At 70.9% G+C, this 25,954-nt stretch carries 27 protein-coding genes, 1 tRNA gene and 1 pseudogene; 18 read left to right on the top strand and 11 right to left on the bottom strand.

Annotation, left to right across the window (positions count from 1 at the left end):
• The first annotated feature begins 128 nt into the window (after positions 1–128).
• Positions 129–776, top strand: coding sequence for a YhjD/YihY/BrkB family envelope integrity protein (locus tag BJ986_RS05650; RefSeq protein WP_202881186.1), 648 nt, complete (start codon positions 129–131; stop codon positions 774–776).
• A pseudogene (locus tag BJ986_RS16870) lies at positions 713–898 on the top strand (YhjD/YihY/BrkB family envelope integrity protein); the annotation flags it as partial. The gene BJ986_RS05650 and the pseudogene BJ986_RS16870, both read left to right, overlap by 64 nt.
• 325 nt (positions 899–1,223) lie before the next feature.
• Here BJ986_RS16870 and BJ986_RS05645 read toward each other — a convergent pair.
• Positions 1,224–1,297: transfer RNA gene (locus BJ986_RS05645), tRNA-Pro, on the bottom strand.
• A gap of 149 nt (positions 1,298–1,446) precedes the next feature.
• Entirely contained in the window at positions 1,447–2,382 is a 936-nt protein-coding gene (locus BJ986_RS05640) for a metallophosphoesterase (protein WP_179421101.1), read from the bottom strand.
• Positions 2,383–2,461: 79 nt separating this feature from the next.
• Here BJ986_RS05640 and BJ986_RS05635 point away from each other — a divergent pair, with 79 nt between their 5' ends.
• Positions 2,462–2,926 (top strand): GatB/YqeY domain-containing protein, encoded by a 465-nt coding sequence (locus BJ986_RS05635; RefSeq protein WP_179421100.1) that lies wholly within the window; start codon positions 2,462–2,464, stop codon positions 2,924–2,926.
• Between the two features lie 67 nt (positions 2,927–2,993).
• On the opposite strand, the gene BJ986_RS05630 is transcribed toward BJ986_RS05635, so the two are convergent.
• Positions 2,994–5,441 (bottom strand): transglycosylase domain-containing protein, encoded by a 2,448-nt coding sequence (locus BJ986_RS05630; RefSeq protein ID WP_179421099.1) that lies wholly within the window; start codon positions 5,439–5,441, stop codon positions 2,994–2,996.
• A 272-nt stretch (positions 5,442–5,713) separates the two neighbouring features.
• Between BJ986_RS05630 and BJ986_RS05625 the strand changes: the two genes are divergently transcribed.
• Positions 5,714–6,049, top strand: a complete 336-nt coding sequence (locus BJ986_RS05625) for a WhiB family transcriptional regulator (protein WP_272955371.1) — start codon at positions 5,714–5,716, stop codon at positions 6,047–6,049.
• Between the two features lie 89 nt (positions 6,050–6,138).
• Here BJ986_RS05625 and bagB read toward each other — a convergent pair whose 3' ends face one another.
• Genes bagB through BJ986_RS05610 form a run of 3 tightly spaced genes read right to left on the bottom strand, consistent with a single transcriptional unit; the run spans position 6,139 to position 9,155 of the window.
• Entirely contained in the window at positions 6,139–7,374 is a 1,236-nt protein-coding gene (gene bagB, locus BJ986_RS05620; RefSeq protein WP_179421098.1) for an ArsA family ATPase, read from the bottom strand.
• Positions 7,374–8,378, bottom strand: coding sequence for an ATPase BagA (gene bagA, locus BJ986_RS05615; RefSeq protein WP_179421097.1), 1,005 nt, complete (start codon positions 8,376–8,378; stop codon positions 7,374–7,376). Before bagA ends, bagB begins: the two co-directional genes overlap by 1 nt.
• Positions 8,379–8,387: 9 nt before the next feature.
• On the bottom strand, positions 8,388–9,155 hold the full coding sequence (locus BJ986_RS05610; RefSeq protein WP_179421096.1) for an alpha/beta hydrolase family protein: 768 nt from the start codon (positions 9,153–9,155) through the stop codon (positions 8,388–8,390).
• Positions 9,156–9,192: 37 nt separating this feature from the next.
• Between BJ986_RS05610 and BJ986_RS05605 the strand changes: the two genes are divergently transcribed.
• From BJ986_RS05605 to BJ986_RS05590, 4 genes are read left to right on the top strand one after another with little or no spacing between them, the layout of a single operon-like run.
• The gene (locus BJ986_RS05605) at positions 9,193–9,348 is read left to right on the top strand and encodes a Sp36 family protein (RefSeq protein ID WP_179421095.1); all 156 of its coding nucleotides are present in this window, start codon (positions 9,193–9,195) and stop codon (positions 9,346–9,348) included.
• On the top strand, positions 9,348–9,824 hold the full coding sequence (locus tag BJ986_RS05600) for a RidA family protein (protein WP_179421094.1): 477 nt from the start codon (positions 9,348–9,350) through the stop codon (positions 9,822–9,824). The genes BJ986_RS05605 and BJ986_RS05600 overlap by 1 nt, the downstream gene beginning before the upstream one ends.
• Positions 9,825–9,837: 13 nt before the next feature.
• Complete coding sequence (locus tag BJ986_RS05595) at positions 9,838–10,689, top strand: NUDIX hydrolase (protein ID WP_238338253.1); 852 nt, start codon at positions 9,838–9,840, stop codon at positions 10,687–10,689.
• A 40-nt stretch (positions 10,690–10,729) separates the two neighbouring features.
• Complete coding sequence (locus BJ986_RS05590) at positions 10,730–11,557, top strand: MBL fold metallo-hydrolase (protein WP_179421093.1); 828 nt, start codon at positions 10,730–10,732, stop codon at positions 11,555–11,557.
• A gap of 57 nt (positions 11,558–11,614) precedes the next feature.
• Here the strand turns inward: BJ986_RS05590 and BJ986_RS05585 are convergent, their stop codons facing one another.
• Positions 11,615–12,292: a Crp/Fnr family transcriptional regulator gene (locus BJ986_RS05585; protein WP_337794888.1), complete on the bottom strand. Its 678-nt coding sequence runs from the start codon at positions 12,290–12,292 to the stop codon at positions 11,615–11,617.
• Positions 12,293–12,412: 120 nt separating this feature from the next.
• Here BJ986_RS05585 and nth point away from each other — a divergent pair, with 120 nt between their 5' ends.
• From nth to BJ986_RS05570, 3 genes are read left to right on the top strand one after another with little or no spacing between them, the layout of a single operon-like run.
• Positions 12,413–13,126: an endonuclease III gene (nth, locus tag BJ986_RS05580; protein ID WP_179423525.1), complete on the top strand. Its 714-nt coding sequence runs from the start codon at positions 12,413–12,415 to the stop codon at positions 13,124–13,126.
• Complete coding sequence (locus tag BJ986_RS05575) at positions 13,123–13,860, top strand: NUDIX hydrolase (RefSeq protein ID WP_337794887.1); 738 nt, start codon at positions 13,123–13,125, stop codon at positions 13,858–13,860. Before nth ends, BJ986_RS05575 begins: the two co-directional genes overlap by 4 nt.
• Positions 13,860–15,071 carry a MarP family serine protease gene (locus BJ986_RS05570; RefSeq protein ID WP_179421092.1) on the top strand — a complete coding sequence of 404 codons (1,212 nt, stop codon included), beginning with the start codon at positions 13,860–13,862 and terminating at the stop codon, positions 15,069–15,071. Before BJ986_RS05575 ends, BJ986_RS05570 begins: the two co-directional genes overlap by 1 nt.
• 53 nt (positions 15,072–15,124) lie before the next feature.
• Here BJ986_RS05570 and BJ986_RS05565 read toward each other — a convergent pair whose 3' ends face one another.
• From BJ986_RS05565 to BJ986_RS05550, 4 genes are all read right to left on the bottom strand, one after another.
• Positions 15,125–16,036: an alpha/beta fold hydrolase gene (locus tag BJ986_RS05565; RefSeq protein ID WP_179421091.1), complete on the bottom strand. Its 912-nt coding sequence runs from the start codon at positions 16,034–16,036 to the stop codon at positions 15,125–15,127.
• A gap of 38 nt (positions 16,037–16,074) precedes the next feature.
• On the bottom strand, positions 16,075–16,491 hold the full coding sequence (locus BJ986_RS05560) for a phage holin family protein (RefSeq protein WP_179421090.1): 417 nt from the start codon (positions 16,489–16,491) through the stop codon (positions 16,075–16,077).
• A gap of 46 nt (positions 16,492–16,537) precedes the next feature.
• Complete coding sequence (nhaA, locus tag BJ986_RS05555) at positions 16,538–17,896, bottom strand: Na+/H+ antiporter NhaA (protein ID WP_202881459.1); 1,359 nt, start codon at positions 17,894–17,896, stop codon at positions 16,538–16,540.
• Between the two features lie 114 nt (positions 17,897–18,010).
• Positions 18,011–18,547 (bottom strand): NADPH-dependent FMN reductase, encoded by a 537-nt coding sequence (locus tag BJ986_RS05550; protein WP_179421089.1) that lies wholly within the window; start codon positions 18,545–18,547, stop codon positions 18,011–18,013.
• Positions 18,548–18,710: 163 nt separating this feature from the next.
• Here BJ986_RS05550 and BJ986_RS05545 point away from each other — a divergent pair, with 163 nt between their 5' ends.
• From BJ986_RS05545 to uraH, 7 genes are all read left to right on the top strand, one after another.
• Positions 18,711–20,105, top strand: coding sequence for an NAD-dependent malic enzyme (locus BJ986_RS05545; protein ID WP_179421088.1), 1,395 nt, complete (start codon positions 18,711–18,713; stop codon positions 20,103–20,105).
• Positions 20,106–20,108: 3 nt separating this feature from the next.
• Positions 20,109–21,368: a DUF6986 family protein gene (locus tag BJ986_RS05540; RefSeq protein ID WP_179421087.1), complete on the top strand. Its 1,260-nt coding sequence runs from the start codon at positions 20,109–20,111 to the stop codon at positions 21,366–21,368.
• Between the two features lie 38 nt (positions 21,369–21,406).
• Positions 21,407–21,919: a helix-turn-helix domain-containing protein gene (locus tag BJ986_RS05535; RefSeq protein ID WP_179421086.1), complete on the top strand. Its 513-nt coding sequence runs from the start codon at positions 21,407–21,409 to the stop codon at positions 21,917–21,919.
• 259 nt (positions 21,920–22,178) lie between these two features.
• Complete coding sequence (gene pucL / locus BJ986_RS05530) at positions 22,179–23,087, top strand: factor-independent urate hydroxylase (RefSeq protein WP_179421085.1); 909 nt, start codon at positions 22,179–22,181, stop codon at positions 23,085–23,087.
• A gap of 61 nt (positions 23,088–23,148) precedes the next feature.
• On the top strand, positions 23,149–25,077 hold the full coding sequence (uraD, locus tag BJ986_RS05525; RefSeq protein ID WP_179421084.1) for a 2-oxo-4-hydroxy-4-carboxy-5-ureidoimidazoline decarboxylase: 1,929 nt from the start codon (positions 23,149–23,151) through the stop codon (positions 25,075–25,077).
• On the top strand, positions 25,077–25,571 hold the full coding sequence (uraD, locus tag BJ986_RS05520) for a 2-oxo-4-hydroxy-4-carboxy-5-ureidoimidazoline decarboxylase (protein ID WP_179421083.1): 495 nt from the start codon (positions 25,077–25,079) through the stop codon (positions 25,569–25,571). Before uraD (BJ986_RS05525) ends, uraD (BJ986_RS05520) begins: the two co-directional genes overlap by 1 nt.
• Positions 25,571–25,912 carry a hydroxyisourate hydrolase gene (gene uraH / locus BJ986_RS05515; RefSeq protein ID WP_179421082.1) on the top strand — a complete coding sequence of 114 codons (342 nt, stop codon included), beginning with the start codon at positions 25,571–25,573 and terminating at the stop codon, positions 25,910–25,912. Before uraD (BJ986_RS05520) ends, uraH begins: the two co-directional genes overlap by 1 nt.
• The last annotated feature ends 42 nt before the right edge of the window (positions 25,913–25,954 follow it).

Raw genomic sequence — 25,954 nt, 5'->3', positions numbered from 1 at the left:
GAATGAACCTTGGATAAACCTGAGAACGTGGAGAGATTTTTCGCGTCACGTGTTACCCCTCTGACCTGCGCAAACGCGATGTTTGGGATGTCGTTGGCTGACGTGCTGGCCGGGCTTACGATTCGGCGGTGAGGGTGGTTGAGTCCCTGGACCGCTTCCAACGGCGACGGCGCTGGCTGGCGGTGCCGATCGCCGTGGCGTACAAGTTCTTCGATGACCAGGGCAGCTACTTAGCGGCCTTGGTCGCGTACTACGCGTTGGTATCGCTGTTTCCCCTGCTCCTGCTGCTCTCGTCGCTGCTGGGGTTCGCGTTGCAGGGGAACCCGCGCCTCCAGCTCGAGATCCTGACCTCGACGCTGAGCCAGTTCCCCGTCATTGGTTCGCAGCTTCGCGGCACCGGACTTCGCGGGAGCGGGATCGGGGTCCTCGTTGGTGTGCTGGGCTCCCTCTACGGGGCCTTGGGCGTGGCCCAAGCGGTGCAGAACCTGATGAACGTTGCCTGGGCCGTGCCGAGGAACCGGCGACCCAACCCGATCCTGTCGCGGGTTCGCAGCCTCGTGCTGCTGGGTACCGCGGGTGTTGCGGTGGTCGCCACCACGGTTCTGTCCGCGGTGGGTTCGGCTGCTGGGTCCTTCGGAGCGACTTCCGTGGGCCTCGGGCTGAAGGTCGTGCTCATCCTCGTCTCGGTCGTGGTCAACGCGGCGTCTTCCTGTTGGCCTTCCGCGTCGCGACGGCTCGGGACGTCAGCTGGCGGCAGTCGGCGCCGGGGGCGTTGACTGCCGCCGTCGCCTGGCAGCTCCTCCAGATCTTCGGCGCCCTGCTCGTGGGCCATGTGCTCAAGCACGCCAGCGCTGTCAACGGAGTCTTTGGTCTTGTCCTTGGGCTGCTGGCGTGGCTCTATGTCACGGCTTTTGCCATCACGATGTCGGTGGAGCTCAACGTCGTGCTCGCCAAACGCATGTGGCCGCGCGCCCTTCTGACCCCGTTCACCGACGACGTGGACCTGACCAGCGGCGACCGCCGCAGCTACACCGACGCGGCAAAGGCTCAGCGGGCGAAGGACCAAGGTGGCTCTGAACTGCGGAAACGTGCTGGTCGGGGCGACAGGAGCCGCCGTTGCGTCCGGCTTCGTGCCTCAGCCGTGCGCTCCGGCTCCCAGCATCCTGTCCCCGGACGCAGAAGGGCGGTTGCCTCGACTCCGTCGAGCAACCGCCCTCATTGCGTCGGGGTGACAGGATTTGAACCTGCGGCCTCTTCGTCCCGAACGAAGCGCGCTACCAAGCTGCGCCACACCCCGTGGCAATCGCCACCCACGCCAGTTCGACGGGAGCAGCGACAGTGAAGGATAGCCCACCCGACCCGGCCCCTCCCAATCGGTATGCCCCCGTGGCCGGGACGCGGTCGCGCCCCTGGCCGGCACGCGGTCGCGCCCGTGGTTGCGCCTGCTCAGGCGTCGGCGGGCGTCAGGGTCAGCAGCGTCGCCTCGGGCCGGCAGGCGAACCGCACCGGGGCGTAGGGCGAGGTGCCCAGGCCGGCCGACACGTGCAGCCAGGCGGCGTCCGCCGGAGCGGCCGAGGAGGGCGTCGACCCTGCCCCCGGCCACCAGCGCGAGACCCCTTTGGCGCGGTCGGTCGGCAGGTCGCAGTTGGTGACCAGCGCCCCGTAGAACGGCACCACGAGCTGCCCGCCGTGGGTGTGTCCCGCGATCAGCAGCTGCGCCCCGTCGGCCGCCATCGGGTCGAGGACCCGCTGGTAGGGCGCGTGCGTGACGCCGACCGTCAGGTCGACGTCCGCGGACGCGGGGCCGGCCACCGCGGCATACCTGTCCTTGCGCAGGTGGGCGTCGTCGGTCCCCACGAACTCGACCTCGGCGCCCCTCACCGTGAGCTTGGTGCGCACGTTGTCGAGGTCGACCCAGCCACCATCGCGCATGCCCGCGCGCAGGTCCTCGATCGGCAGGTCCACGCGCCCGGGTGGCGCCTGGGCGTGGCCCCGGGTGAGGTAGCGCGCGGGGTTCTTGGGCACCGGGGCGTAGTAGTCGTTCGACCCCATGACGAACACGCCGGGGAAGGCGAACAACGGCTCCATCGCCTCCAGCGCGCCCGGGACGGCGTCGAGTGCGGCGAGGTTGTCACCGGTGTTCACGACGAGGTCGGGCTCCAGGGCGGCCAGGCCTCGCACCCACTCGATCCGACGGCGCTGGCGTGGCACGAGGTGCAGGTCGGAGATGTGCAGGACGCGCAGCGGGGCCGCTCCCGGGGCCAGCACGGGCACGTCGAACCTTCGCAGCGCGAACCAGTTCCGCTCCACCAGGCTCGCGTAGGCCACGCCGCCCACGCCCAGCGCGGCGACGCCTGCAGCAGCGCCCAGGATCGTGTTCATCGCCGCCATCCTTGCAAACGACTGGCGTGCAGGCGAAATGTCAGTAGGTCGGACAGCCGCTGCCTGAGAGACTGGACCCATGACCGAGCAGAGCCTCAAGGCCACCGTCCAGAGCGATCTCACCGACGCCATCCGCGCCCGGGACCAGGTGCGTTCGGGCACCCTGCGCCTGGCGCTGACCGCCATCACCAACGAAGAGGTCTCCGGCACGGCGTCCCGTGAGCTCAGTGACGACGAGGTGCTGAAGGTGCTCGCCAAGGAGGCCAAGAAACGCAAGGAAGCCGCGGCCGCCTATGCCGACGCCTCGCGCCCGGAGCTCGCCGCCAAGGAGGAGGCCGAGCTGCTCGTGCTCGAGGCCTACCTGCCCGCCCAGCTCTCCGACGACGAGCTCGCCACGATCGTGGCCGCTGCCGTCGAGCAGACCGGTGCCACCGGTATGCCGCAGCTCGGCCAGGTCATGAAGGTCGCCCAGGCCGTCGTGGCCGGCCGCGCCGACGGTGGGCGCGTCGCCGCCGCCGTGCGGACCGCCCTCACCACCGCCTGAGGCCACATCTGAGGCAACACCCGAGCGGACAGGTGACCGCGACCCGTTCGCTCGACGCCCTCGGTGATCAGTGCTTCTTCTTGCGCCCTGGCTTCGTCTGCGATGGCGTGGGAGTCTGCGTCTGCGTCTGCGCCGGTGTCGGAGTCTGGGCCGGCGGCGGGGCAGGCGTGTAGCCGGACGAGAGGTAGAGCCCGATCGTCGACCCGCGCAGCGCCGTGCCGCTCGGGTCGGTGTAGACCACCAGGCCCTGAGCGAGATTGCTGCCGGTCTGCCCGGCCACCTGGACCAGGAACCCTGCGTTCTTCAGCTGCGTCGTGGCGTCGGCGACCGACAGGCCGCTCACGTACGGCACCGAGATGCGGTCGCCGTTGAGCACCTTCTGGCTGGGGTCCCCGAACGGGCGTTCAGGCATGCCCACCGATGCTCCGAGCATGATGGCCCGCCAGGTGGGCGCGGACAGCGTGCCACCGAAGATGTCGCCGTAGCTGCGGCCTCCGAGGGTCAGGTTGCGCAGGCTGGACTGGCTGTCGGGGGTGCCGATCCAGACCGCCGTCGCGAGCTGCGCGGTGTATCCGATGAACCAGCCCTCGGCGTTGTCCTCCGTCGTGCCCGTCTTGCCGGCGGCGGGACGGCTGCCGAGCGAGGCCGCCTTGCCGGTGCCGTTCTTGATGACCTCCTTGAGGAGCTCGGTCGTGCCGCGCGCGATGTCCTTGTCGATGACCTGCTTGCAGGGGTTGGTGCCGATCTTCAGCGGCTTCTTGTCTGCGGTGGTGATCGAGAGGATGGGGTCGGGCGGGCAGTACTTGCCGTCCGCGGCCAGCGTGGCGTACGAGGCAGCCAGGGTCAGCGGGGTGGCGTCGGACGAGCCCAGCGTCACCGGGGAGGGGTAGCACTCGATCGGAGCACCGTTGCCCTGGTGCAGGCCCATCGTGGTCATCGTCCTGCGCACGTTGGACACGCCGAGCTTGAGCACGAGCGAGGCGAATGCCGTGTTGACCGAGTTCGCGGTGGCCGTCCGGAACGGGATCGGCTTGCCCCCGATCGACTCGTCGTTCCGCACCTTCCACACGTCCTGGGAGCCACAGGGCCCCTGCTCCTGGGGGGTGTACAGGGCCGGGACCTTCTTGTTGGCGTACTTGGACGGGACCGTGCCGTTGACCGCCAGGCCGTGCTCCAGCGCGGTCACGATGGCATACATCTTGGCCGTGGAACCGAAGTGCTGGCCGACCGTGCCGCCGTACTTGCTGTCGACGTTCAGGTTGACCTGGTTGAAGGCGACACCGGTGTCCTTGCTGGACCTCGGGAAGCTGGTGTTCTGGACCATGGCGATGATCCGGCCCGTCCCCGGCTCGACGATGCTCGCGGCCGCACCCACGAACCGGGTCCTGCCGCTCTTGGACGTGTCGCCCTTGGCCCGCGGGAGTGCCGTGTTGCCGATCGGCACCCGCTGGGTCAGCTCCTTGAGCGCCATCTGCTGCACGACCGGGTCGAGGGTGGTCTGGATCGTCAGGCCGCCGCCGGTGATGTTCTTGACCCGCTCCGGCTCGGACTTGCCGAGGGCGTCGAGGGCGTGGTTGCTGGTGTCCTTGAGGTAGGCCATCACGTAGTTGCAGAAGTACGGCTCGGAGGACGCGGCGCAGTTGCTCAGGGGGTTCTTCAGGTGGAGCATCTTCTTGACCGGGATCGCCTTGGCCGCCTTGAGCTCCTTGTCGCTGATGATGTTGAGGACGCGCATCCGGTCCAGGACGACGTCGCGGCGGGCCTGGGCCTTCTCGGGGTTGTTGCGCGGGTCCGTCTTGCCCGGGTTCTGCACGAGCCCGGCCAGCAGAGCCGCCTGAGCAAGGTTCAGCTTCTTGGCGGGGATGCTGAAGTAGTGCTGCGAGGCGGCTTCGATGCCGTAGGCCAGGTCGCCGTAGTAGGCCAGGTTGAGGTAGCCCTGCAGGATCTGGTCCTTGGTCATCTCCTTCTCGAGCGTGACCGCGTACTTGATCTCCTGGATCTTGCGCGCAGCGCTCTTGCGGACCGCGGCCAGGGCGCCCTGCTCGTCGTTGTTGCGCAGGGCGTTCTCCTGCAGCGTGAGCTTGACGTACTGCTGCGTGAGCGTGGACGCACCCTGGGTGCCACCGCCCTGCGCGTTGGACGCCACCGCTCGCAGGATGCCGCGGGGGTCGACGCCACCGTGCTCGTAGAAGCGGCTGTCCTCGATGGCGATCTGCGCCTTCTGCATGATCGGCGCGACGTCCTTGAGGCTGACGATGATCCGGTTCTCCTGCTGCGGGGTCGCCAGGATCCCGCCGCGCGCGTCCTTGATGGTGGACTGCTGCGTCAGCTGGGCCGCGGTGAACTCACCCGGGAGGTCGTCGAACATCTTCACCCCACCGGCGGCCGTGCGCCCCGTGGCGAAGGCCAGAGGGATGAGCAGACCGGCTGCCAGGATGCCCGCCACCATCGCCGTGGCGACGAAGGCTCCGAGCAGGCTGACAACTTTACCGAGGTCGGTGGCGCGTTCGTGCATGGCCACAGGGTAACTGCCGAACATGGGGTGGGCCGTTTCCGAAGCGTGGGCCATTCGGATTGTGGGCGGTCGTCCCCATTTGCCGCGTTTGATCACGACCCCATCGAGCCGGGACGGGATGGCTCGGAATGACTAGTCCCTTTGGCCATCGCAGAACTACACGAATGGGCCATGTCGTGAAGGTGGCTTCCCTTCCTATCGTTTTCAAACGTCGATACGGACATAAGACGCAGAGTGTTGCGTCTGAATCAGCAGCATCTGGAGGCACTGAGATGACGATCGCACCAGCGCGACCCGGCGGGCAGGCCGCCGGAACGGGGTGGATGGATGACTGGGCGCCCATGGGCTCCTGCTCCACGTCCGACCCTGATGCCCTGTTCGTCCAGGGTGCCGCGCAGCAGACCGCCAAGGTCGTCTGCCAGCGGTGTCCGGTCATCGCGGAGTGCCTCGCGGATGCCCTCGACAACCGCACCGAGTTCGGCGTCTGGGGTGGGATGACCGAGCGTGAGCGCCGGGCCCTGCTCAAGCGCCGACCCAACATCGCCTCGTGGGCCGCCCTGTTCGCCTCGGCCCGCAACCAGACCCCGACCGAGGCCGCGAGCGCCTGAGCGCTGTCGGCCCGGACCGAAGTCCCTGACCCACCCCCGGGGGTCAGGGACTTCGTCGTTCCCGGGCGCTGGCGCGGACCGATTCCGAGTCAGCTCGAGGCGGTCAGGGCGGCGGCGATCTCCCGCAGGCCGTCGAGGTCGTGGATGTCCTGGGCGGATGCCGGGACCTCCACGCCGGGTATGCCGGGGTGCCCGGCGGTGAACCGGGCCGTCAGTCGCTCCTGCCGCGCGGCGGTCTCGGCCAGGGACGCGTGCAGGCGCAACAGGCCCTCGGTGGTCGCGGCCGTCGGACTCGGCTCGTCGGCGTCAGCGAGCTGCTCCGCTGCCGCCAGGGCCCGGGCGGCCGTCAGGGCGGGGGCGGCCACGCGCTGGATCCGGTTCACGACGAGGCCGGCCAGCGGCATACCCTCCTCGTCGAGGCGGCCGGCGAAGAAGGAGGCCTCGCGCAGGGCGTCCCGCTCGGGCGCGGCCACCACCACGAACGCGGTCTCCGAGTCCTTGAGCAGGGCGTAGGTCTGGTCGGCGCGCTCGCGGAAGCCCCCGAACATCGTGTCGAGAGCCGCGACGAACGTCTGCACGTCCTGGAGGAGCTGGCCGCCCAGCACCTTGGACAGGGTGCTGGTGACGACGTTGACCCCGACGCTGAAGACCTTGAAGCCGGCGCGGCCACCCGCCTTGGCCGGCGCCGACAGCAGCCGGATGAAGCGGCCGTCGAGGAACGACCCGAGCCGCTTCGGGGCGTCGAGGAAGTCCAGCGCCGACCGCGACGGGGGAGTGTCGACGACGATGAGGTCCCAGCGGCCGTCGCGACCGGCCTCCGCGCGGAGCTGGCCGAGCTTCTCCATCGCCATGTACTCCTGGGTGCCCGCGAACGAGCTGGAGACCGCCTGGTAGAAGGGGTTGGCGAGGATCTGGGCGGCCTTGTCGGGGGCCGCGTGCTGCTCGACCACCTCGTCGAAGGTTCGCTTCATGTCGAGCATCATCGCGTCGAGCGAGCCGCCAGAGCCGCTGCTGCTGCCGCCGACGCCGACCACGGGGCGCGGGGTGTTGTCGAGCTCGGACAGGCCGAGCGACTGGGCGAGCCGGCGGGCCGGGTCGATGGTCAGGACGACGACCCTGCGGCCGTGCTCTGCCGCCCACAGCCCCAGTGCCGCGGCCGTCGTCGTCTTGCCCACCCCGCCCGCGCCGCAGCAGACGACGATCTTGGTCTGCGGGTCGGTGAGCAGGGCGGCCAGGTCCAACGTGGCGGGCTGTCCGGAGGGGTGGGAGGCGGCTGGGTGGGCGGTGGTGCGGCCCGACGTGCGGCCTGTGGTGCGGGAGGCCATCAGACCATCCCCTGCTCGTCGAGCGACTGCGCCAGCACGGTGATGCCGCCGCCTTCGGTCCCCTCCGCGAGGAAGGGCAGCCGGATCATCAGCCGCCCCTCCTGCTCGAGGATCGCATCCTGCTCGCGCTCGAGGGCGACCCGGTCGGCGTGGTTCGCGGCGTCCGCGAGCAGCCCGGCGACCATGCCGTTCGTGGCGCGGATGCCGACCCCCGCGAGGTCTGCCGAGACCCCCTCGACCAGGGGGGCCCGCCGCCGGCTGCGCACCGCCGTGAAGGCCTTGTCGGTCAGCAGTGGGTCACGCAGCTGGTTGACGACGATGGCGCCCAGCGGGAGCTCGGTGCGGCGCAGCTCGGCCAGGGCGTCCACCGTCTCCTGGACGGGCATCTCCTCGAGCAGGGTGACGACGTGCACCGCGGTGGTGTGGCTGCGCAGCATCCTGGTGATCGAGTCGGCCTGGGAGCGGATCGGGCCCACCTTCGCGACATCCGCCACCTCGGCGTTGACGTTGAGGAACCGCACGACGCGCCCGGTCGGAGGCGCGTCGAGGACGACCGCGTCATACGCGGGGGCGGTGGGCCCCTTGCCGGTGCGTCGTCCCGCGGCCTCGTAGACCTTGCCGATCAGCAGGACGTCGCGCACGCCCGGGGCGATCGTCGTGGCGAAGTCGACCGCGCCGAACCGGTCGAGCACCGTCATCGCCTTGCCGACCTTGTAGAACTTCTGGAGGTACTCGCGCAGCGAGTCCTTGGCGTCGACCGAGATCGCCCAGAGCTGTCCACCGCTGCGGTCGGTCAGGATGCGCGTCTCGGTGTGTCCCAGCGGCGGCACGTCGAACGTCTGCGAGATCCCCTGGCGTCCCTCGACCTCGGCGAGCAGCACCCGCTTGCCCTGGCGCGCGAGGGCGAGCGCGAGCGCGGCGGCGACGGTGGTCTTGCCCGTGCCGCCCTTGCCGGTGACCACGTGGAGACGGACCTGGGACAGGTCGTGGGTGGCGTCGGGCATGCCGCCAGCCTAGGAGGCGAGCAGGTCGACCGCGGCGAGGACCTGCGCGAACGCCGGGTTCTCCGGGTCGATCAACCCGTAGTGGCCCCCACTGCCCACCGGAGCCAGGCGCACGTTGGGCCCGTGGTGCGCCGCGGCATACCGCTGGCTCTGGTCGAAGGGCACCACGTCGTCGTCGTGGGCGTGCACGACCAGCGCGGGTATGCCGGGTGCGAGCCTGAACGGGTCGGCGGCGGCGTACGCCGTGGGGGCATCGGTTGGCCCGCCGCCGAGGAAGTCGCTGATGGCGCTGCCACCCACGCCGGTCTGCGCCCCGTGGCCCAGGTCGAGCACCCCGGCCAGCGTCACGATGCCGCGCAGCCCGTGAGCCCACGGCTGGGCGGCGGCCCAGGCGACGAGCTGGCCCCCGGCGGAGTGGCCGACCAGCACCGGCGGGTGTCCGAGGTCGGGGTCGCGGCGCACGGCGGTGATGGCGGCCGCGACGTCGTCGGCGGTCCCCGGCCAGCCACCACCCGGCATCCCGGCGCGGCGGTACTCGAGGGAGGCGGTGGGGTAGCCGGCATCGGCGAAGGCCTGCGCCTGGCGGCTGGCGTGGGTCCGGTCGTACTCGGGTCGCCAGAACCCGCCGTGCACGACCACCACCGTGAGCTTCCGGGTGGCCCGCTGCGGCAGCCGCACGTCATACACCTGGGCCGGGTCGTCCCCGTAGTCCGTGGTGCGCGTGGGGGGAGCGGCCACCTCGTCGAGCACCTGGATCGGGTCACGGTGGCTGGCCATGGGAGCCATCCTGCCAGCGGTGGCTAGGCTGCGACCCATGAACAAGTGGGAGTACGCGACGGTGCCCCTCATCGTCCACGCCACCAAGCAGATCCTCGACCAGTGGGGTGAGGACGGCTGGGAGCTGGTGCAGGTCCTCACCGGACCTGACGGCAATGGCCTGGTCGCCTACCTGAAGCGGGAGAAAGCCTGATGAGTGCAGTTGAAGATCGCCTGGCCGAGCTCGGCCTGACCGTGCCCGAGGTCGCCAAGCCGGTGGCCGCCTACGTCCCGGCCGTCCAGGACGGACGCCGGATCTACACCTCCGGGCAGCTGCCCATGGTCTCCGGTGCCCTCGTGCAGACCGGCAAGGTCGGCGACGGTCACGGACTCGTCCCGCCGGAGGACGCGAAGAAGCTCGCCGAGATCTGCGCGCTCAACGCCATCGCTGCCGTCAAGAGCATCGTGGGCGACCTCGACAAGGTGACCCAGGTGGTCAAGCTGGTCGGGTTCGTCGCCTCCGACCCGGGCTTCACGGGTCAGCCCGGCGTCATCAACGGCGCCAGCGAGCTGATGGGCAAGGCCTTCGGCGACGCAGGCATCCACGCCCGGTCTGCCGTCGGGGTCGCCGTGCTCCCGCTGGATGCCCCGGTCGAGGTCGAGATCGTCGTCGCGCTCGCTGACGAGTAGGCCCGTGCTCTCCATGGTGAGGCGCGAGTTCCCGGTCGCCGACTCCCCGTCGCTGCGGGCCAGGGCCGACTCCTGGCTGAGTGCGCCCGACCCGGCGGGTCCGGTCGAGCCCAAGCTGGCGGCCACCGTCATGTTCGTGCGGGACTGGGCCTCGCAGGGGCAGTCGGGCGTCGAGGTGTTCATGCTGCGCCGGGTCGCCACCATGGAGTTCGCCCCGCGGATGATGGTCTTCCCGGGCGGTGGGGTCGACCCGCGGGACGCCGACCCGGGTCTGCCCTGGGCGGGCCCGACGCCGGCCGAGTGGGCCGCCCGGCTCGAGGTCGACGAGGAGACGGCTCGCGAGCTCGTCGCCGCTGCAGTCCGTGAGGTCTTCGAGGAGTCCGGGGTCCTCCTGGCCGGACCGACGCCCGACGAGGTGATCGCGGATGTCAGTGGCGCGCACTGGCACGAGCGGCGACGACGACTGCTCCAGCGCGAGGCCTCGTTGTCCGAGGTGCTGCGCGAGCACGACCTGCTGCTGCGGTCCGACCTGCTCGGGTACCGCGCGCACTGGATCACCCCCGAGTTCGAGGCGCGGCGCTATGACACCCGGTTCTTCAGCGCGGCCGTCCCCGAAGGCCAGCGGGCCGACGACGACACCACCGAGGCGGATCTCGCCGACTGGGTGCGCCCGGCTGACCTGCTGGCGGCCTGGCGGGACGGCGCCGCGCTCATGCTCCCGCCCACCGTCGTGGCCGTCGAGGAGGTCGCCGCAGCCACGTCTGCCGCGGCCTTCATCGCCGAACGTCCCGTGGTCGCTCCGGTGCAGCCCGAGCTGGTCGACACCGGCAACGGCCTGGTGATGGTGGCGGAGCTCCCCCGATGACCGAGATGACCCCCGCGATGACCCCCGCGATGACCCCGCGATGACCCCGGCCCAGGCACCCGCGCCGTCGGCGGCGTTCGGAGACTGGCACGGCGGCCAGGTCACCGCCCGCGCTCTGTGCGTCCTGTGCCCGAACCCCAGCCCGATGACGCTCGACGGCACCAACACCTGGGTGCTGCTCGAGCCGGGCAGCACCGAGGCCATCGTGATCGACCCGGGCCCGCTCGACGAGGGCCACCTGCAGTCGGTCCTGCGGGCCGTGTCCGCGCGCGGTGCCCGGGTGGCGCAGACGATCCTCACGCATGGCCACGCCGACCACGCCGAGGGGGCGGGGCGCTTCGCCGAGCTGAGCGGTGCTCCCACCAGGGCGGTCGGGCGCGGGCACGACGACCTGGCCCACGGGGACGTCGTGACGGCCGGCGGCCTCGAGCTGCGGGTGGTCGCGACCCCCGGTCACACCTCCGACTCGCTCTCCTTCGCCCTGGCGGCCGACCATGCGCTGCTCACCGGCGACACCGTCCTCGGTCGCGGCACCACGGTGGTGGCGCACCCCGATGGTGAGCTGGCGGCATACCTCGCGTCGTTGGAGCGCATCGCCCACCTGACCGGCGACGGTGAGGTCACCGCGATCCTGCCCGGACACGGGCCGGTCGTGCCGGACGCAGCAGCCATGGTGGCCTTCTACCGCCTGCACCGCGCCGAGAGGCTCGAGCAGGTGCGGCAGGCGCTGGCTGACGGTGCGGCCGCGGCTCCCGACGTGGTCCAGGCCGTGGTCGAGCGCGTGTATGCCGACGTGCCCCGCGAGGTCTGGCCGGCCGCGGCGATGTCGGTGGCGGCCCAGCTGGACTACCTGAGCGCGCGCTCCTGACCCCGCCGTCGCTGAGTCTCCGACAACACGCCGGAGATCACCGGCGAGTCGTCGGGGTCAGCGGGCGCGACGCTGCAGGCGCTCGACGTCGAGCAGCAGCACGGCGCGGGCTTCGAGGCGCAGCCAGCCACGGGTGGCGAAGTCGGCCAGCGCCTTGTTGACCGTCTCGCGGGAGGCGCCGACCAGCTGGGCGAGCTCCTCCTGGGTGAGGTCGTGGGCGACGAGCACGCCCTCCTCGACGGGGCGGCCGAAGCGGGCCGACAGGTCGAGCAGTGCCTTGGCGACGCGACCCGGCACGTCGGTGAAGACCAGGTCGGCGAGGTTCTCGTTGGTGCGACGCAGCCGCTGCGCCAGTGCCGCGAGCAGCACCTTCGCGACGCCGGGGCGCCCCTCGAGCAGGCCGTTCAGGTCGTCGTTGCCGATCCCCAGCAGCTGGGTCTCGGCCACCGCGGTCGCGGTCATCGTGCGCGGGCCGGGGTCGAACAGGCTCAGCTCGCCGAACATCTCGCCCGGGCCGAGGATCGCGACGAGGTTCTCGCGGCCGTCCGCGCTGCGGCGACCGAGCTTGATCTTGCCCTCACGGATGACGTAGAGCCGATCGCCCTGGTCGCCCTCATGGAACAGCACGTCGCCGCGCTCGAGCCGGCTCTGGGTCATCGAGGCCATCAGCGTCGTCGACGCCTCGTCGTCCAGCGCAGCGAACAGCGGGGCCTTCTTCACCACGTCGTGATCCACGGGCGACAGTGTGCCACGTCGGATGTCGCGACCGCCCCGTAGTCTGTGCGGGTGTCTGGATCCCCTGCGCAGGCCACCCGTGACGAGTCCTCCATCGCCCTCACCAGGCGTGCCCGTCGGATGTACCGGATGCTGCACGAGCACTACCCCTACGCCCACTGCGAGCTCGACTTCGAGAGTCCCCTGCAGCTCCTCGTGGCGACGGTCCTGTCGGCCCAGACCACCGACGTGATGGTCAACAAGGTGACGCCCCAGCTCTTCGCTCGCTACCCCGACGCGGCAGCGCTCGCCGGTGCCGACCGCGAGGAGATGGAGGCCCTGCTCAAGCCCACCGGGTTCTTCCGTGCCAAGACGAACTCGGTGATGAAGCTCGGCGCAGACCTCGTCGAGCGCTTCGACGGGGAGGTGCCGCCGCGGATGAAGGACCTGGTGACGCTGCCCGGTGTGGGACGCAAGACCGCCAACGTCGTGCTCGGCAACGCGTTCGGCATCCCGGGCATCACCGTCGACACCCACTTCGGCAGGCTGGTGCGCCGCTTCGGCTGGACCGCCGAGGACGATCCGGTCAAGGTCGAGACGGCGGTCGGGGCGCTGATCCCGCGCAAGGAGTGGACGATGCTGTCGCACGTCCTGATCTTCCACGGCCGTCGCACCTGCCACGCCAAGAAGCCCGCCTGCGGAGCCTGCCCGGTCGCGCGGCTCTGTCCTTCGTACGGCATCGGGGAGACCGACCCGGTCAAGGCCGACAAGCTGCTCAAGTTCGAGCTCGCTCCCGGCGCGACCAACCCGTATGCCGCCTCGGCGCTGGCCGCGAACGAGGTGGCCCTCTCGTGACCGCCGCCCGACCTGCGTGGCTGGACCGTGCCCGCGACGCGATCCTCGCCGCCGACCAGGGGTACTTCGCGACGTTCGCGCCACCGCCGGAGGGTGGGCAGCGCTCCAGCGTGATGATCCTGTTCGGTCCCTCTGCCGGGTCGGCCGGCGGGTCCGGCGGCACGTCGGTCGGCGGCTCCGCCGGGTCCGGCGAGGACGTCGTGCTGACCGAGCGGGCGCACACTCTGCGCACCCAGCCCGGCGACATCTCCTTCCCCGGCGGCAAGCGGGAGCCGTCGGACACCTCCGCCGCGGCGGCCGCCCTGCGCGAGACGCAGGAGGAGGTGGGGATCGACCCGGCGACCATCGACGTCGTCGCGACCCTGCCGGACATCTACCTCAGCCCCCGGCAGTTCGTCGTCACCCCGGTGCTCGGGTGGTGGCGCGAGCCCGGGCCGCTGGACGCCGTGGACCCGGTCGAGGTGCACCGCGCGGTCCGCGCACCGCTCGCCGACCTGCTGGATCCGGCCGCCCGGTTCACCGTGTCGCACCCCAGCGGGTACCGCGGTCCGGGGTTCGAGTTCGACGGCCTGTTCGTGTGGGGGTTCACCGCGGGACTGCTGTCGGCGGTCCTCGATTTCGGCGGATTGACCGTTCCGTGGGACCGTAGCGTTGAGCGTCCACTCCCCGACCGCTATCGTCCGGGCGGGCCACAGGACGCCCTGACCAAGACCGCGACGGAAGGCCGGGCCTGATGTTCCTCGGACTCACCGTCCTGGACTACCTCCTCATCCTGCTTTTCATCAGCTACGGCTTCACGGGGTTCCGGCAAGGGCTGGTGGTCAGCGTCCTGTCGCTCGCCGGGTTCTTCATCGGCGGAGCGCTCGCCATGTGGCTGCTCCCGTTGGCCATCGGGCACTGGGCCGAGCTCCAGGCCTCGCCACTGCTGCGCTCGGTCGTGCTCATCGCGGGAGTCTTCATCCTCGCCTCGGCAGGCCAGGCCCTGGCCGTCACGGTCGGCCGCAGGCTCCGGTCGCAGCTCAAGATCAAGCCGGTCCAGTGGTTCGACGCCACGGCCGGCGCAGTGGCTGTCGTCCTGTCGGCCGCTGTCCTCGTCTGGTTCATCGCGGGCGCGCTCCGCGGTGGCGCCCCGGCACCCATCGCCAAGGCCATCGGTGAGTCCCGGGTGCTGCGCACCATCGACAACGTGGTGCCTCCGGGTACCTCGAGGCTCTTCGCGTCGTTCCGTGAGGTGCTCGACCGTGAGGGGTTCCCGCGGGTCTTCGACGGGCTCCAGAGCGAGCGGATCGCGCCCGTCGCCCCCCCGGACCCGTCCGTGGTCGAGACGGCGGGTGTCCGTCAGGCGGCGGCCTCCGTCATCAAGATCACCGGCGTCGCGGCGTCCTGCAACCGTGGACAGGAGGGCAGCGGCTGGGTCGTCGCCCCCGAGCGGGTCGTGACCAACGCCCACGTCGTCGCCGGCATGGACACGGCGACCCTGCGCATCCACGGCACGGGGCGCTCCTACACCGGTCGCGTCGTCATCTTCGACGCCCGGCGTGACCTCGCCGTGCTCTCCGTGCCCGGGCTTCCCGCGGAGCCGCTGCGCCTGGGCCCGGACCTGTCCCGCGGGGACGCTGGGGTCGTGGCCGGTTTCCCGCTCGACGGGCCGTACCGGCTCGACGCGGCCCGCGTCCGCGAGATCGTCGATGCCCGTGGTTCGGACATCTATGGCAGTCCGGGCACCAGTCGGCAGGTCTACTCGCTGTACGCCCAGATCCGACCCGGCAACTCCGGTGGTCCGCTGCTCTCGACCGACGGGCGGGTCGTCGGGGTGGTGTTCGCGAAGTCGCTGGACGACGCCAGCACCGGGTATGCGCTGACCATGGACGAGGCTCGACCCGTGCTCGCTGCCGCGTCAGGCGCGTCCACGCCGGTCGACACCGGCGCCTGCGTCGCCGGCTGACTCCTCGGCGGACCACCCCTCGGCTCGTCGGAGGGCTGAGGGGCCTGGCCGGGTCAGCGCAGCGTGGCGAGCCAGGCGATGAGGTGCTCGTTCACCGCGTCTGGCGCTTCTTCGGGCAGGAAGTGACCAGCGCCCGGCACCAGGTGGCGCTCGAACGGCCCGGTGACGAAGTCCGCCGAGTCGCTGGACGTGTCGGGCAGCACCGCTGCGTCGTGCTCGCCGTGGAGCTGGAGCACCGGCAGGCTGATGGTCGTCCGCATGCGTGCCGCGAACCGCCAGCCGTCGGGTCGGATCTGGCTGCGCACGACCCACCGGTAGTACTCGGCGGCCGAGTGGGCCACGAACGGCAGCGCCATGGCGTCGGCATACGTCCGGGCCTCCTCGGGGGAGGGCCAGATCCCCTCGGGCGAGGCCCACTCACGCAGCAGCCGCTGGACGTACCCGCCGTGCACGGTCATCTGCCGCTCCGGGACGAACGGCCGTTGCAAGCCGCCGAGGTAGGCATTGGCCCTGACCTGGCGGGGGTTGACGAACGACGCCCTGCGGAAGACCAGCGGGTGCGGCATCGACAGCGAGGCGATCGCGCGGGTGACTGTCGGCTGCAGCGTCGGCATGCTCCAGGCGATCCAACCGCCCCACCCGTGGCCGACGACGACCGCGCGCGAGGCGCCGAGCGAGCGCAGGACCGAGGCGACGTCGGTGGCCGACGTGCGGGTGTCGTAGCCCCGCGGTGGTTTGTCGGACGCGCCATAGCCGCGCAGGTCCATCGCGCAGGCCCGGTAGCCGGCATCCGCGAGCGCCTGCAGCTGGTGCCGCCAGGCCCACCAGAACTGCGGAAACCCGTGCAGCAGAAGGACTACCGGTCCCTCACCCTGCTCCGCCACGTGGAACCGAGCGCCGTTCGCGGCGACGAACCGGTGCTCCCACGGGCCCTCGACGAGGGCCATCGAGGCGTCGAGACTCATGGTTTCGTATGCCGATCGGCTGGGTGTGCGGATCCGGTTCAGGAACCGGACTTGAGCGTGCTCAGCGTCTCCTGCGCGTTCTTGATCGTGCGCTCGGGCTTGCCCCGCATGCCCTTCATGCTCTTGCGGCCGACGAGTGCGAGGACCAGGGCGACGACGAACAGCAGCCCCGTGGTGATGAGGTAGCCGGCCCACTCCGGCAGCCAGATGGAGATGACGGCGGCAACGGTGTGGAAGAAGAAGATGAGGCCCAGCAACGCGACGAAGCCGGCCGCCGCGAACATCCCCGCGCCCGCCGCTGCCTTCTTGGCGTCCGCCGTGATCTCGGCCTTGGCGAGCGCGATCTCGCTGCGGACGATCGTGGAGACGTCGTGGGTGGCATCGGCGACGAGCTGCCCGATGGTGCGTTCGGTGCCCACCTGCGCGCCCGTCTGGTTGTCGACGTGGTTGGCCATGCGCGTTCACCTTCGCTTCCTGAAGTCCGGGGTTCGGCTCCCAACCCTAACGGCGTCGTCCTGGCTCCACATCCGTGACCGCGAAGCAGTCGGGGACGCCGTCCCCGTCGTCGTCGCGGGACTCGAGCTCTGCGAGGCGGCGGTAGACGCGGTTCCGGGCTCGCAGCACGATCGTGGCGAGGGTGGCGGCGATCACCGAACCCAGCAGGACCGCGAGCTTCACGTGCTCGTCCCGGGGGCTGCCCGCGCCGAACGCGAGCTCACCCACGAGCAGCGAGACGGTGAACCCGATCCCGGCCAGGAGCGACAGCCCCGCGACATCCCACCAGGCGAGGTCGTCGTCCAGCTCGGCCCTGGTGAAGCGCGCGAACACCCAGGTGCCGCCGAAGACCCCCACCAGCTTGCCGAGGACCAGTGCGAGCACCACCGCGAGGGCGGCCTCGTCGGCGAGGGTGTCACCGAACCCGCCACCCACCACGCGCACCCCTGCCGCGAAGAACGCGAACACCGGCACGGCCACGCCAGCCGACAGGGGACGCAACCGGTGCTCGAACCGCTCGGCCAGGTCGACGTGCCTGTCGACGTGCCTGTCGACGTGCCCGCGAAGGCTGCTCAGCCGAGTGGCGCGACGGCGGGGCCTGACGGGGACGACCAGCCCCAGCAGCACCCCCGCCACCGTGGCGTGGACGCCGGACGCGTGCACCAGCCCCCACGTCAGGGCGGCCAGCGGCACCAGCAGCCACCACGCGGCGATCCGTCGCTGCACCAGCCAGGCGAACGCAGCGAGCGGCACCAGCGCTGCCGCGAACAGGCCGAGGTCGAGGCTCCTGGTGTAGAAGACCGCGATGATCGTGATCGCCACGACGTCGTCGACGACGGCCAGCGTCAGCAGGAAGCTGCGCAGCGCCGAGGGCAGGTGGGTCCCGATCACGGCGAGCACCGCGAGGGCGAAGGCGATGTCCGTCGCCGTCGGGATCGCCCAGCCCCGCAACGCCCCGCCACCCGCGCCCGCGGTGGTGACGACCACGGCATATCCGAGTGCGGGCAGGGCGACCCCGCACAGGGCGGCGGCCACCGGCAGCGCTGCCTTGGCTGGGGTGCGCAGCTCGCCGACGAGGAACTCACGCTTGAGCTCAAGGCCGGCCACGAAGAAGAACAGCGCGAGCAGTCCGTCGGCGGCCCACTGTCCGAGGGTGAGGCGCAGGTGCCACGACGCGGGCCCCGAGGGCCAGTCACGCAGCGAGGCGTAGGAGGCGAACCACGGCGAGTTGGCCCAGGCCATCGCGGCGACGGCCGCGGCCAACAGGAGGGCGCCCCCGACGGTCTCGGTGCGCAGCGCCGCGGCGACGCGCTGCGCCTCCTGCCACGTGGTGCGGGCGAAGAGGCGGGGGCGCAGCGGGTTCAGGGGGCTCAAGCGGCTCGGGGAGCGGGGGCTCACGCGGGGCCTTTCGGGGTCGACGGCGGGTCAGACGTCCGCAGACGCCGCCGACCAGACTTCCCGGCACACCAGGAAGCCATTCTACCGGCGCGCCCTGGCCAGCAGCTCGGCGAACATGTCGGCGAGGGACTGCTCCTGCGCCTCGTCGGCCGTCACCTCGCCCTCCTGGCTGAGCGTCGTGCCGAAGGCCAGCCCGGGGCCGTCCACGACCGTCATCTTCACCCTCTCGAGGGTCTGGCGCAGGGCCGACTTCGCGAAGCTCGCGCCGTGCCAGCCATAGCCGACGCACCCCACGGGGAGGCCCTCCCACTCGGCGTAGAGGAAGTCGATGGCGTTCTTGAGCGCCGCGTTGTAGCCGCGGTTGTACTCCGGCATGACGAGCACGAGGGCGTCCGTGGCCTGCATCGCCGCGGACCAGCGGCGGGTGTGGTCGTGGACGTAGTCGCCGTCGGCGGGCTGGCCCGGCTCGTCGAGGAAAGGCAGTGCCAGCTCGCGCAGGTCGTGCACGGTGACCTCGAACTCCGGCGGGACCGCCTCGAGCACCCACTGGGCGACGCGGTGGCCGATGCGGTGGGGGCGGGTGCTGGCAATCACGACAGAGACACGCTTGGTCGCCATGGGCGAGAGCCTAGGTGCAGTCCCTCGAGCGGTCGCTCGCGCGGCCGCTCGTCGGACGCTCGTGCAGTCGCTCGGCTGGGCGGCCTTGTCTCGAGCGATCACGCCCCCTAGAGTTCCGTTGAACAGAAAGTGAAGTCCGTATCGTGGAAGAATGAGGCCGACGATGTCTGCACCGAGCCCCGGGTACTCCATCACCGTCCGCGCCGAGGCGCCCGCCGCCATCGACACCACGGGAGTCGTCGCCGCTGCCGTGGCGTCGGCGGGCGGGGCCCTCACGGCCCTCGACGTCGTGGAGTCCCACGGCGACAAGCTGGTGGTGGACGTGACCTGCAACGCCTCCGACGCCGACCATGCGGACCGGATCACCGCAGCCATCGCTGCGGTCCCGGGGGTCGCGGTGCGCAAGGTCAGCGACCGCACCTTCCTGCTCCACCTCGGCGGCAAGCTCGAGGTCGTGCCCAAGGTGCCGCTCAAGCACCGCGACGACCTGTCCCGCGCCTACACCCCCGGGGTGGCCCGCGTCTGCCTGGCCATCGCCGAGAACCCTGACGACGCCCGGCGCCTCACCATCAAGCGCAACACCGTGGCGGTCGTGACCGACGGCTCCGCCGTCCTCGGCCTCGGCAACATCGGCCCAGCCGCGGCGCTGCCCGTCATGGAGGGCAAGGCTGCGCTGTTCAAGCAGTTCGCCGGCGTCGACGCCTGGCCGGTCTGCCTCGACACCCAGGACACCGAGCAGATCATCAGCATCGTCAAGGCGATCGCCCCGGTCTACGGCGGGGTGAACCTGGAGGACATCTCGGCGCCACGCTGCTTCGAGATCGAGCAGCGGCTGCGGGACGAGCTCGACATCCCGGTCTTCCACGACGACCAGCACGGCACCGCCATCGTCACCCTCGCCGCTCTGCGCAACGCGTTGCGCGTGGTGGACAAGAAGCTGGAGGACGTGCGGATCGTGGTGTCGGGGGTGGGGGCCGCCGGCCACGCCATCGTCCGGCTCCTCGACGCCCAGGGCGCCACCGACATCATCGGGTGCGACCGGCGGGGTGCGCTCGACCCGGAAGCCGAGCACGCCGACGAGTTCCGGGGCTGGATCGCCCGCAACACCAACCCTTCTCGCACGACCGGCACGCTCAAGGAGGTCGTGCGCGGGGCAGACGTCTTCATCGGCGTCTCGGCGCCGAACCTGCTGGACGGCGACGACATCGCGTCGATGGCCAAGGACGCGATCGTCTTCGCGATGGCCAACCCCGACCCCGAGGTCGACCCGGTCGCGGCGAGCCACCACGCGGCCGTCGTCGCCACCGGACGATCCGACTACGCCAACCAGATCAACAACGTGCTGGCGTTCCCGGGCTTCTTCCGCGGGCTGCTGGACGCCGGGGCTCGCGACATCACGGACGAGATGATGATCGCCGCCGCCTCGGCCATCGCCGACTGCGTGCACCCCGACGAGCTGAACGCAAGCTACATCGTGCCGAGCGTGTTCGACCCAGAGGTGTCCCCCGCCGTGGCTGCCGCCGTCCGCTCCGCCGCTGGCACCGAGCGGAGGGGCTGAACCATGGCCTTCGACCCCACCGACCTCACGCGTGAGCTCGACGATCGCCTGCGCGAGGCCGATTCCGCTCTCGCGCAACAGTTCCCGGGTGAGCGTCCGACGCGCCAGCCGGTCCACACCGTCTACGTCCCAGCCGACCGCTACGACGCGGAGCTGGCGCCCTCGTGGGGTGCGCGGGCGCTCGCCTCCCTCGACGAGCACGGCGGCACGGCGCAGGAGTATGCCGCGCTGCTCGGCCTGCCCGCCGACCTCGCCGAGGACGTGGTCGCGCGGGTGCGGGCCAAGCTCGCCACCGAGCCGATCGAGGACCTGCGCATCGACTTCGAGGACGGCTACGGTGCACCCGGGGACGACGCGGAGGACGCCGCGATCACGACGGCCGCAGCCGACCTGCTCACATCCATCGAGGGGCGAACTGCCGCACCGTTCAACGGGATCCGCTTCAAGAGCTTCGAGGCGCCCACCCGGACCCGAGGCGTGCGTACCCTCGCCCGGTTCGTCGAGGCCGTCGCCCGGGGGGCTGGGACGGTGCCCGACGGCTTCGTGGTGACCCTGCCCAAGGTCACCTCCGTCGACCAGGTGGAGGCGATGGTGCACGCCGCTGAGGCGGTCGAGCGCGGGGTGGGCCTCGAGCCGGGTTCGCTTCGGTTCGAGATCCAGGTCGAGACACCCCAGTCGATCCTCGGCCCGGACGGCACGGCGCTGGTGGCGCGGATGGTCCATGCGTCCGCAGGGCGTTGCACGGGCCTGCACTACGGCACCTACGACTACTCGGCATCGACGGGCATCGCCGCGGCATACCAGTCGATGGAGCACCCGGCCGCGGACCACGCGAAGGCGGTCATGCAGGTGGCGGCTGCCGGGACCGGGGTGCGGCTGTCGGACGGGTCCACCAACATCCTTCCCGTCGGCGAGCGCGACGCGGTGCACCGCGCCTGGGCGCTGCACGCCCGCCTCGTACGGCGTTCGCTCGAGCGCGGTTTCTACCAGGGCTGGGACCTGCACCCCGCCCAGCTGCCCAGCCGGTACGCGGCCACGTACGCCTTCTTCCGCGAGGGCCTCCCCGCGGCAGCCGAGCGACTGCGCAACTATGTCGGGCAGGTCGACTCCGGAGTCATGGACGAGCCGGCGACGGCCCGCGCCCTCGCGGACTTCGTGGTGCGTGGCCTCGACTGCGGCGCCACGGACGAGCAGGAGGTGCAGGCTCTGACCGGCCTGGACCGCCCTGCCATCGACCGCCTCGCCAAGCGGGTGGCTGCCTAGCGGCAGAGCCGCGGCGGTCACGCGGGTAGGTTGGCCGCATGCGCGTGCGGGTGGAGTTCACGACCGAGCCGTTCCACGGTGAGGACGACAACCTGCCCGCCCACGTCACGGCGTCTGCCGACGCGCTCCGGCATGCCGGGTTGTCACCCGACCTGGGCCCGCTCGGCACGTCCGTCGAAGGTGACTCCGACACGGTCGTCGACGCCGTGGCGGCGGCCCTCAAGGAAGCGCTCTCGCACGGCGCGACCCGGGTGACCCTCACGCTCGGGGACGTCGACGCGGCCGCCCAGTCGGCCCCTGCCGGGGGCTCCGCCACCGACCTCACGGACGGGCTGTCTCGCCTCATTGCCGACGTCGAGCGCGAGCTCGGGGGCCCTCTTGCGACCTTGCCGAGGGCCGAGAAGCAGCACGCGGTGCGCCTGCTCGAGGAGCGCGGTGCGTTCGAGATGCGCCGCAGTGCGGAGACGGTGGGGGAGGCCCTCGGTCTGACCCGCTTCACCGTCTACAACTACCTCAACCGCATCCGCGACGCCGCCCAGCCCGCCGGCTGACCCGGCGTAGCTGGCCCGGCATACCCGGCCGCGTCGCCGCCCCTGGGGCCGCTCACGCCCGCCGACCGTTCGGCGCTCGCACGGCGAAACTATTCAACAAACTGTTGACTTGATCACATCCACCCGCTTATCGTTCCATCATTCGTAAACGGGTTTCCACCATTCGGAAGATCTTCGAATCGCTCGGGAAGCCATCAGCGCCACCCACGCCGAGCCCACGCCGACCCCGCCAGGGTCGACCGGCACCGCAAGGAGCACCATGAGCTTCGTCCTCGGACCCAACCAGTACGGCAAGGCGGAGAACCGCGTCGTCCGCGTCTACCGCGACACCGCCCGCCACGAGATCCGCGACCTCAACGTGTCGACCGCCCTCCGCGGCGACTTCACCGAGGCGCACACGACCGGTGACCAGGCCAACGTGCTACCCACCGACACGCAGAAGAACACCGCGTTCGCCTTCGCCAAGGAGCACGGCGTCACCTCCCCTGAGGACTACGCGCTCACCCTCGGCCAGCGCTTCCTCGACGTCACGCCCGCCGCGACCGCCAGCCGGATCGAGGTCGAGGAGTACGCCTGGGACCGCATCGAGGTCGGCGGCACCGGCCACGACCACGCGTTCGTCAAGCGCGGCGGCGAGGTACGCACCACCGTCGTCACCCGCGACCGCAGCAGGGCCCAGCCCCGCGCCTGGGTCGTCTCCGGCGTCAAGGACCTCGTGGTCCTCAAGTCGACCGGCTCGGAGTTCAAGGGCTACCTCAAGGACGAGTACACGACCTTGCAGGAGACCGACGACCGCATCCTCGCGACCTCGCTCGTGGCGCGCTGGCGCTACGAGACCACAGAGGGCGTCGACTGGAACAAGTCGTTCGACGACGTGAGGTCCCTGCTCCTCGAGACGTTCGCGACGACCTACAGCCGCGCGCTGCAGGAGAGCCTCTACGCGATGGGCTCGGCCGTGCTGGCCGCTCATCCCGAGGTCGCGGAGATCAAGTTCTCCGCCCCCAACAAGCACCACTTCCTAGTTGACCTCGCCCCGTTCGGCCTGGACAACCCGGGTGAGGTGTTCATCGCCGCCGACCGTCCGTACGGGCTGATCGAGGCCACGGTCCAGCGCGAGAACGGCTCGGACGCCGGCGACGCCTGGCTCACCGTGCCCGGCTTCTGCTGAACCGGTTCGACCCGGGCTCGGCCCATCCTTCGTCGTCCCCCTGCACAGAAAGGTGCCTGTCATGAGTGCAGCCACCGCAACACCCCAGTCCCAGCGCGCCTCCCGCCACCCGGTCGACGAGGTCCTGCCCGTCCCGAAGCTCGCGATCTACGGCTTCCAACACGTGCTGGCCTTCTACGCCGGCGCGGTGATCGTGCCGATCCTGCTGGCCAACGCCATCGGGCTCACCACGCCGGAGCTCATCCACCTCATCAACGCGGACCTCTTCACCTGCGGCATCGCCTCGATCATCCAGTCGGTCGGCTTCTGGAAGGTCGGCGTGAAACTGCCTCTGCTGCAAGGGGTCACGTTCACCGCCGTCTCCCCGATGATCGCCATCGGCATGGCGGCCGGAGGTGGCACCGACGGGCTCCTCGTCATCTACGGCGCCGTGATCGTCGCCGGGCTGTTCACGTTCTTCCTGGCGCCCTACTTCAGCCGGCTGATCCGCTACTTCCCGCCGGTGGTCACCGGGTCGGTGATCACGATCATCGGCCTGGCGCTGCTGCCCGTTGCCGCGGCCGACGCCGCCGGTGGCGCGGGGCCGACGCTGCACCCGGACAGTGGCCGCAACCTGGCCTACGCGCTCGGGACCCTGGCCCTGATCGTCGCGATCCAGCGGATCTTCAAGGGATTCATGGCCACGGTTGCGGTCCTCATCGGCCTGGTCGTCGGCACCCTCGTGGCCTGGGTCCTCGGTGACGCGCACTTCGACTCGGTCTCGGGGGCAGGGTGGGTCGGGGTCACGACGCCGTTCCACTTCGGCTGGCCGAGGTTCTCGGTGGCAGCGATCGTCTCGATGATCGTCGTCATGCTCATCACGGCGGTGGAGACGACCGGTGACGTATTCGCCACCGGCGAGATCGTCGAGAAGCGGGTCGGCAAGGAGGACATCGCGCGGGCTCTGCGGGCCGACGGCCTGGCCACCACCATCGGCGGGGTCTTCAACTCCTTCCCCTACACCTGCTTCGCGGAGAACGTCGGGCTGGTGCGGCTGACCAGGGTCAAGAGCCGCTACGTCGTCGCCACCGCGGGGGCGATCATGGTCCTCATCGGGCTGATCCCCAAGGCCGGCGCCATCGTCGCGGGCATCCCGCACCCGGTGCTCGGCGGCGCAGCCCTGGCGATGTTCGCCACCGTCGCGGTCGTGGGCTTCCAGACCCTGTCGCGAGTCGACTTCCACGACCACCGCAACGTCGTCATCGTCGCGACGGCAGTCGGCCTGGCGATGTACGTCACCGCGCAGCCCGATGTGGCCAAGGCGGTGCCGCACTGGGCCCAGATCATCCTGGGGTCGGGCATCACGCTCGGCTCGATCACCGCCATCGTCCTGAACTTCCTCTTCCACCACGTGGGTTCGAGCCGTGGCCCGGCCGTCGCGGGCGCTCCCGGCTCGCTGGTCCGGCTCAACGAGGTCAACCAGATGTCGCGTGAGGACTTCGCGGACACCTTCGGCAGCCTGTTCCAGGGCCCGCGCTGGGTGGTCGAGCGGGCTTTCGACTCGCGGCCGTTCAGTGACACCAGCGACCTGCGTCGTGCCTTCCAGGAGGCGTTGTTCTCCGCGAACGGGGAGGAGCAGCGCCAGCTGATCGACTCCTACCCGGACCTCGGCGCCGACAGCGTGGCCGAGGGCGACGAGGGGCCCGACTCGTTCCGCGACCAGTCCGTCCTCGGGCTGACCCGGCTCGACGAGAAGGGCCACGGCGAGCTCGCCGAGCTCACCTCGCAGTACCGCGAGCGGTTCGGCTTCCCCCTCGTGACCTGCGTCCGTGACCGCGACTCGTTCGACCAGGTGGTGCGTACGGGATGGGAGCGGCTCAACAACTCGCAGGCCCAGGAGCACGCCTCCGCCCTCGTCGAGATCGCCAAGATCGCCGGCTACCGGTTTGATGACCTCGTGGCCGACGCCAACCCGATCCACTCCGCCCGCACCCGGTTCGTGGACAGCTGATGACGATCGAGGACTTCAACGCGCTCCCGGCGCCTGAGGTGGAGGAGCGGCTGGCCGCCTGCCTCCCGGTGCCGCGGTGGGTCGAGGCCGTCCGCGACGGCCGACCGTATGCCGCGTGGCAGGACCTCGAAGCCACCGCCAGCGCCGCCGCCACGCACCTCGACGACGAGGAGCTGGAGGCGGCGCTGGCCGCCCACCCCCGCATCGGGGAGCGGGCGGCCAGCCCGCACCACAACGCCGCGGCGAGTGCGCGGGAGCAGGCAGGGGTGGACCCGGCCGACGCGGAGGTGGCGCGCGCGCTCACCGAGGGCAACGCGGCATACGAGGCGCGTTTCGACCGGGTGTTCCTCATCCGGGCCGCCGGTCGGTCGGCGCCGGAGATCCTTGCCGAGCTCGACCGGCGGCTCGGCAACGACGACGGTGCCGAACGCGACGAGACCGTGACCCAGCTGCGCGAGATCGCGCTGCTCCGACTCCGACAGGTGGCCTCCTGATGGGAACCCTCAGCACGCACGTCCTCGACACCAGCCTGGGCCGGCCGGCCGCCGGCATCACCGTCGTGCTCGAGACCGTCGACGCGGTTGCGCAGGCCGGGGCCGTGATCGGCGACGGCGTCACCGACGGCGACGGTCGGGTCGCCAGCATCGGCCCGGAGCGGCTCGGTGGGGGGGACTATCGGCTCCGGTTCGCCTCAGGCTCCTACTTCGCGGGTCGCGGCGTCGAGGCCTTCTACCCCGAGATCGTGGTGGTCTTCACGATCACCGATGCCGACCAGCACTACCACGTGCCGGTCCTGCTCAACCCCTTCGGCTACTCCACCTACCGGGGGTCCTGAGCTCCGGCGGAGCTGAGTCCGCCACCTGCTGAGACCGGCGAC

The sequence above is a fragment of the Pedococcus badiiscoriae genome, from assembly GCF_013408925.1.
Taxonomy (GTDB): Bacteria; Actinomycetota; Actinomycetes; order Actinomycetales; family Dermatophilaceae; genus Pedococcus; species Pedococcus badiiscoriae.
Note: the sequence above shows the minus strand (reverse complement) of the source record. Positions and strands in the feature narration are given on the sequence as shown.

Coding starts and splice junctions, on each gene's coding strand:
- BJ986_RS05640 (WP_179421101.1), bottom strand. CDS start 2,382: ATGAACACGATCCTGGGCGCTGCTGCAGGCGTCGCCGCGCTGGGCGTG.
- BJ986_RS05635 (WP_179421100.1), top strand. CDS start 2,462: ATGACCGAGCAGAGCCTCAAGGCCACCGTCCAGAGCGATCTCACCGAC.
- BJ986_RS05630 (WP_179421099.1), bottom strand. CDS start 5,441: ATGCACGAACGCGCCACCGACCTCGGTAAAGTTGTCAGCCTGCTCGGA.
- BJ986_RS05625 (WP_272955371.1), top strand. CDS start 5,714: ATGACGATCGCACCAGCGCGACCCGGCGGGCAGGCCGCCGGAACGGGG.
- bagB (WP_179421098.1), bottom strand. CDS start 7,374: ATGGCCTCCCGCACCACAGGCCGCACGTCGGGCCGCACCACCGCCCAC.
- bagA (WP_179421097.1), bottom strand. CDS start 8,378: ATGCCCGACGCCACCCACGACCTGTCCCAGGTCCGTCTCCACGTGGTC.
- BJ986_RS05610 (WP_179421096.1), bottom strand. CDS start 9,155: ATGGCCAGCCACCGTGACCCGATCCAGGTGCTCGACGAGGTGGCCGCT.
- BJ986_RS05605 (WP_179421095.1), top strand. CDS start 9,193: ATGAACAAGTGGGAGTACGCGACGGTGCCCCTCATCGTCCACGCCACC.
- BJ986_RS05600 (WP_179421094.1), top strand. CDS start 9,348: ATGAGTGCAGTTGAAGATCGCCTGGCCGAGCTCGGCCTGACCGTGCCC.
- BJ986_RS05595 (WP_238338253.1), top strand. CDS start 9,838: ATGGTGAGGCGCGAGTTCCCGGTCGCCGACTCCCCGTCGCTGCGGGCC.
- BJ986_RS05590 (WP_179421093.1), top strand. CDS start 10,730: ATGACCCCGGCCCAGGCACCCGCGCCGTCGGCGGCGTTCGGAGACTGG.
- nth (WP_179423525.1), top strand. CDS start 12,413: ATGTACCGGATGCTGCACGAGCACTACCCCTACGCCCACTGCGAGCTC.
- BJ986_RS05570 (WP_179421092.1), top strand. CDS start 13,860: ATGTTCCTCGGACTCACCGTCCTGGACTACCTCCTCATCCTGCTTTTC.
- BJ986_RS05565 (WP_179421091.1), bottom strand. CDS start 16,036: ATGAGTCTCGACGCCTCGATGGCCCTCGTCGAGGGCCCGTGGGAGCAC.
- BJ986_RS05560 (WP_179421090.1), bottom strand. CDS start 16,491: ATGGCCAACCACGTCGACAACCAGACGGGCGCGCAGGTGGGCACCGAA.
- BJ986_RS05550 (WP_179421089.1), bottom strand. CDS start 18,547: ATGGCGACCAAGCGTGTCTCTGTCGTGATTGCCAGCACCCGCCCCCAC.
- BJ986_RS05545 (WP_179421088.1), top strand. CDS start 18,711: ATGTCTGCACCGAGCCCCGGGTACTCCATCACCGTCCGCGCCGAGGCG.
- BJ986_RS05540 (WP_179421087.1), top strand. CDS start 20,109: ATGGCCTTCGACCCCACCGACCTCACGCGTGAGCTCGACGATCGCCTG.
- BJ986_RS05535 (WP_179421086.1), top strand. CDS start 21,407: ATGCGCGTGCGGGTGGAGTTCACGACCGAGCCGTTCCACGGTGAGGAC.
- pucL (WP_179421085.1), top strand. CDS start 22,179: ATGAGCTTCGTCCTCGGACCCAACCAGTACGGCAAGGCGGAGAACCGC.
- uraD (WP_179421084.1), top strand. CDS start 23,149: ATGAGTGCAGCCACCGCAACACCCCAGTCCCAGCGCGCCTCCCGCCAC.
- uraD (WP_179421083.1), top strand. CDS start 25,077: ATGACGATCGAGGACTTCAACGCGCTCCCGGCGCCTGAGGTGGAGGAG.
- uraH (WP_179421082.1), top strand. CDS start 25,571: ATGGGAACCCTCAGCACGCACGTCCTCGACACCAGCCTGGGCCGGCCG.